Annotated in this window: 3 protein-coding genes and 1 pseudogene; all 4 read left to right on the top strand. The window is 43.3% G+C overall.

Annotation, left to right across the window (positions count from 1 at the left end; translation table 11 throughout):
* Nucleotides 1–314 precede the first annotated feature (314 nt).
* The 4 genes and pseudogenes from AC0YNV_RS07945 to AC0YNV_RS07930 all read left to right on the top strand — a co-directional run bounded on the left by AC0YNV_RS07945 (nt 315) and on the right by AC0YNV_RS07930 (nt 5740).
* Nucleotides 315–848, top strand: coding sequence for a hypothetical protein (locus AC0YNV_RS07945; RefSeq protein WP_475767233.1), 534 nt, complete (start codon nt 315–317; stop codon nt 846–848).
* 630 nt (nt 849–1478) lie between these two features.
* Nucleotides 1479–2294 (top strand): alpha/beta fold hydrolase, encoded by an 816-nt coding sequence (locus AC0YNV_RS07940; protein WP_475767231.1) that lies wholly within the window; start codon nt 1479–1481, stop codon nt 2292–2294.
* A gap of 501 nt (nt 2295–2795) precedes the next feature.
* A pseudogene (locus AC0YNV_RS07935) lies at nt 2796–4090 on the top strand (ATP-binding cassette domain-containing protein); the annotation flags it as partial.
* Between the two features lie 171 nt (nt 4091–4261).
* The gene (locus AC0YNV_RS07930; protein WP_475767229.1) at nt 4262–5740 is read left to right on the top strand and encodes an Lsa family ABC-F type ribosomal protection protein; all 1479 of its coding nucleotides are present in this window, start codon (nt 4262–4264) and stop codon (nt 5738–5740) included.
* Nucleotides 5741–6000: the final 260 nt, after the last annotated feature.

Here is a 6000-nt window from a genome sequence, read left to right as displayed (position 1 = left end):
TCCACCCCTTGGACAGGTGTAACGAAGGAATGAAAGGGCATCGACCCGTTGAGACATGGGAGTGAGAACCTCCAGGGGCGGCGTGGAGAATACGTGCAGGATATGGAAGAACATGGGGGGAATAGTCTCCCCCTCTATTTCCTCACGCCTTCATGTTGTCCAGGTCTATGAAGTGGTCACCCGAGCGTCCTTCATACATGTCTAACAAGGGAGAAATCCTGCGAATAAGCGAGCATTCGTGAGAAAACTTAATCGTACCGAGGGAGTGAATTAAGATCAAAATAAAACGAAAAGCTTTTGAGGAGGAAATGAACATGAAAAAGAAAAACAAGGGAGCCGCAGCGCTGCTGCTGTTGCTGGCTGTTGTCGCCGTATCCGTACCGGCTGTAGTGTCCGCAAACAGAGCGAATCATGCTGAACAGGTAGTACCAGTCGTTGCACAAGCGAATCAAGTTGACCAAACCGTCTATGAGAATACCCAATATGGCTTCCGTTTCACGCTGCCGGACAGTTGGAAAGGGTACACGATCGTAACGGACAAATGGAAAGGTCAGGATGCGACTGACGGTAAGGTCGTAGAAAGCGGCGCGTCCATCGGCATCCGCCATCCCGAATGGACAGCTGACAAGCCTAGACAGGACATCCCTATTTATGTCTTTTCGATCGATCAATGGAACACGCTTCAGCAGGAGAAGTTTTTCATCGGCGCAGCGCCTATGGGACCAAGCGAACTAACTCGCAATGACAAATACGTGTTCGCACTTCCAGCGCGTTATAACTTTGCCTACCTTGATGGTTACCAAGAAGTAGAAGATATCTTGAAGGGCAATCCCATTCAACCGATGTAATCGAATATCTTTACGCGATGAGATATCCCCCAGAAAAGTACGATCAGCAAGAAACCGATGACGACGCTTAATTGATGAGACAATTTCATTAACGGAGCGGCCAACAGCTCATCAGTAATATGCAGCAGAAATAATAGTTCAGGCAGAACTGCAGAGAGGAGCAGCACGAATCCACTTGCGAAGAACTAATTTTGTCGGGTGACAAGAACTTGATCCCACCTTGTACAGCGCCGAGTCCGGATACAAGCTGTGTTCCAGGCTTTATCCTGCGTATCTTGGATGGAATGGTAGGAATCGTATGCGATCAGGTAACCGCTTTTGTTCGCTTAGTCCGCCTCGCGGCATTCCGCACACGTTCAAGTGAAATCGGACAAAGCAAAATTTCTGGTTACCGCCTATCCTGCGGGATTCGATACTTTCGTGAAGGAACTAGGTGTTCCATATGTGGAAGGGATGGAGGCTCATGTAGAGCCACCCACTCGTGAAGCCATGGAGAAGCTGATGTCAGTTTCCAAAAAGTATCGTATTACTTATCCTGGTCTTTATGACGCCCATAACCCGTGAATAACGAATGTACTCGGCCTGTTAGGCTATTTGTTCCTTTGTGGAACTCTTAGCCTTAGGCCGATAGTGTATCATATTGCGGGAGAAGGTCCTGTTTGTTTAGTTCATGCAGGAGGCCCCGGTTTTCATTGGGGCTATATGCGCATGCCGCTACTGGAAAAATCCATGACCGTTATTTATTTGGAGCCAGTAGGCACGGGAAATTCCGATCATCTTCCTGATGGAGATTACACTATGTCGAAGTACGCCTATTTCGCACGTCAAGTTGCCGTGCACGTAGGAGCACAACGGCCATTTTTCCTGGGTCACTCGCATGGCGGTTTCGTAGGACTGCAATATGCGCTTGATTATCCGAATAAACTTGGCGGCCTCATCCTTTACAGCTCGGCTCCGTGTATGAATCAAGACCTTGGAATGGAGCAGGTTCAACAACTCGAGATTTTTACTCAGCGTTGGTCGGATCATCCTGAAGCTCAGGATGCGAAGCAGGCATGGATGGAGATGATTACGGGCGAAGCGCGGGATCGAGAAGCAATTCTACAAGTCTTAAGGCGCTTGATGCCTGCTTTCTTCGGCAACTATTGGAAACTTCCAGAAGGATTCAACGAGTGGCAGGAGGGACTGGATTTCTCCGTCGATCCGAATCGAAAGCCGTATATGTGGGATGTTCGTGATGTGTTAGAAACCATTCAAACCGCCACCTTGATCCTCGCCGGCGAGTACGATTTTAACTGCGGACCGCGTTGGGCAAAGGAGATGGGGGAGAAGATTCCGGTTTCGCGGCTCTTTCTGTTCGAACAAGGCGGGCATATGAATCATGTGGAGACGCCGCAAGCGTTTGTAAAAGCATTGAATGATTTTGTTTCCCTTACCTTAAAATAACAACAACGTTACGAGCACTCAAACCACATACGCTTATCGGCGATTCGGCAAAGCTGGTAAGACCCGGTTGTATTCCTTCGGCATTACCATGGAAATATCTATAAACTGGGACCCATCGCTTGTTGAAGGGATCGCGGGCGAACGTGAAGTCATAGCAGGAGTCGGAAGCTCTCGAGAAGGAGCTGCTGCCAGGAAGGCAGGGCGCATTGCAGGAACGTGTGGGCGGCCGTTTCAAGAATTGAAAAGTATAAACCTTTATGATATAATGTATTTTAATTTAACGATTGGAGTTGAAAAGGATTATGTAATATTTCTTGCTTATGTCGTAAAGAATAAATCAGTACGCCTGTTTTATTCTTTATAAGCAAGGAAGTTACGTATTCTTTTCACTCAATCAAAATATTCATTCCAGCCCTCCTTACGGTTGGATTTGTTATATTTGTTTGAGCCACAAGAAGGTAACTTTCTTGTGGCTTTTTATTTTTAAACTGGAGGAATGCATTGAACACGTCTTTGATCAATGTAACCAACCTGACGTTTGCATATGACAACAGCTACGATGACATCTTCGAGAACGTAAGCTTTCAAATCGATACCAATTGGAAATTAGGATTTACGGGAAGAAACGGACGAGGAAAACCACCTTTCTCAAATCTTTTGCTCGACAAATATGAATTCAGCGGAACCATTTCAGCCCATGTTGACTTTGAGTATTTCCCATTTCATGTCGATCACATGGAACACAATACCATGGACGTCGTCCAAGACATTAATCCGGACCATGAGCAATGGCAGCTCATTCGTGAACTTTCGCTGCTGAAGGTGTCAGAGGACGTTTTATATCGCCCTTTCGATACCTTGTCCAACGGCGAGCAAACGAAAGTGCTTCTGGCAGCCTTGTTTCTGAAGGAAAACAGCTTTCTGCTGATCGATGAACCGACAATTCTTGACCTGCATACCCGAAAACTTGTCAGCGACTATCTGAACACAAATAAAGGATTTATTTTGGTCTCTCACGACAGAGCATTTCTCGACAACTGCGTGGACCATATTCTTTCGATCAACAAGACAGACATCGAAGTTCAGAAAGGGAATTTTTCCGAATGGTGGGATAATAAACAAAGGCAGGACAATTTTGAACTAGCCGAGAACGAAAAGCTGAGAAAAGGCATTAAACGGCTCTCTGATGCGGCAAAACGAACGAGTAACTGGTCTGACGAGGAAGAGAAAACGAAAAACGGCACGCACAATTCAGGCTCCAAGCTCGACCAAGGGTACGTCGGTCACAAAGCGGCCAAAATGATGAAACGATCGAAATCGATCAAGCACAGAGAGCTATCCGCGATCGAGGGTAAATCCAAGCTCCTGAAAAATATTGAAAGAAAGCCGGAAAGCCTGAAAATCTCGCAGCTTGATTACCATCAAAACCAACTGGTCGAACTTAATCGTGTTTCGATTCATTACGGCGGGAGAACGGTTTGCAGCGAGATCAACTTTACCGTTGAGCAAGGGGAGCGCATAGCGCTTTTAGGGCCAAACGGATCCGGTAAATAAGGCATTCTCAAGCTGATTTGCGGTGAGGAGTTATCCTTTTCCGGCACGGTTAGAAAGGGGAGCCAGCTTAAAATCTCCTATGTTTGCAGGACATCGCGTTTTTGCAGGGCAATTTAACGGATTATGCAAGAAACAACAGGATCGAAGAAAGCTTGTTCAAAGCTATACTAAGAAAGCATGACTTTTCCCGATCCCAGTTCGATAAAGACATGGGCTCCTTCAGCGGAGGTCAGAAGAATAAAGGTACTATATAAAAAGGAGAGGTAACATGAGCACAGACACGGTTATTACACATGATTTACTCCGTATAAGTCGTTAATATCCATTGAACTTATGCGGAGCGACTAAGAAGAGATGGGTATGAACCGACTTTTTATAAAAAGTAAATGCGTTATAAAAAGGAGGAGCTTACCATGTCAATGATTCATGTACAAAACCTGACATTTTCATATCCTAGCAGCTTTGATAATATTTTTGAGGATGTTAGCTTTCAAATCGATACGGATTGGAAGCTTGGATTTATTGGCCGCAATGGTCGAGGCAAGACAACTTTTTTCAATTTGTTATTAGGAAGATATGAATACAATGGAACTATTATTTCTTCGGTTGAATTTAATTATTTTCCATATCCTGTATCGGATAAAAGCAGATTCACGCATGAAATATTAGAAGAGATATGTCCTCAGGCAGAGGATTGGGAGTTGCTTCGGGAAATATCTTATTTAGATGTCGATGCCGAAGTGATGTACCGACCATTCGAAACCTTATCGAGCGGGGAACAAACGAAGGTTTTGCTGGCTGCGCTTTTTTTGAATGAAGGGCAGTTTTTATTAATTGACGAGCCAACCAATCACCTGGACAGTCATGCACGAAAGATGGTTTCGAATTATTTAAAAAAGAAAAAAGGATTCATTCTCATTTCACATGATAGAAACTTTTTGGATGGCTGTGTTGACCACATCTTGTCGATAAACAAAGCCGATATAGAAGTTCAAAGTGGCAACTATTCTTCTTGGAAGCTGAATTTCGATAGACAGCAGGAACATGAAGAAAAAGCAAACGAGCGTTTACAAAAAGACATCGGAAGGCTGCAACAATCTTCAAAACGTTCTGCCAATTGGTCTAATCAAGTAGAGGCTTCCAAAAATGGCACAACGAATTCTGGTTCTAAATTGGACAAGGGGTACGTAGGACATAAAGCTGCAAAAATGATGAAACGTGCAAAGAACCTGGAAACAAGGCAAAATAAAGCGATTGAAGAAAAGTCAACGCTGCTTAAAAATGTGGAAAAAACGGAGTTATTACAATTAGCGCCTTTAGAGTACAAATCTAAAGAACTGATTCAGTTAACGGACGTGGCTGTTCGGTATGATGGTGAATTGGTTAATGCGCCAATAAGTTTTAACGTTAAGGCGGGGGACCGGGTAGTGCTTGATGGAAAGAATGGTAGTGGAAAAAGCAGTATTTTAAAACTAATGTTAGGGAATCCGCTCCAGTATACAGGTACTTTGAACGTTAGTTCTGGCCTTGTCATATCTTATGTACAGCAAGATACCTCTCATTTAAAGGGAAAGTTGTCTGACTTTATTGAAGAATATCAGATTGATGAACCGATATTTAAATCCATTCTACGCAAGATGGATTTTGACCGTATCCAGTTTGAAAAAGATATCTCCCACTATTCCGGCGGACAAAAGAAAAAGTTGCTTATCGCTAAAAGTCTATGTGAAAAAGCTCATTTATATATTTGGGATGAACCACTAAACTTTATTGATGTTTATTCACGAATGCAAATTGAAGAGCTTATTAAAAGCTTTAATCCAACCATGGTTTTTGTTGAGCATGACCAGACATTCCAAGAAGAAGTTGCAACGAAAGTAGTTGCCTTATAGTTATGCTTTGCTTCGTCAAATTAAGGCAGCAATTCGGATTTGATCCGAATTGCTTTTTACTGCAAGAAAGAGAACTTATAAAAAAACAAAAAGAAAATAGAGCCGTATGATGACACTACACACTTAATACGTTTTACAGACATATGTATAAAATACGAATTTTGTGTAAAAGTATGAGTGAATCAACGGTTCGTTAGTGACTCCATACATTAACCTCTGCATAAATTCAAAAAAAAGAACATTTTTGTTTTTGATCTCTG

The sequence above is a fragment of the Paenibacillus sp. JT31N11 genome, assembly GCF_056269285.1.
This window is presented reverse-complemented; position numbering and strand designations above follow the sequence as displayed.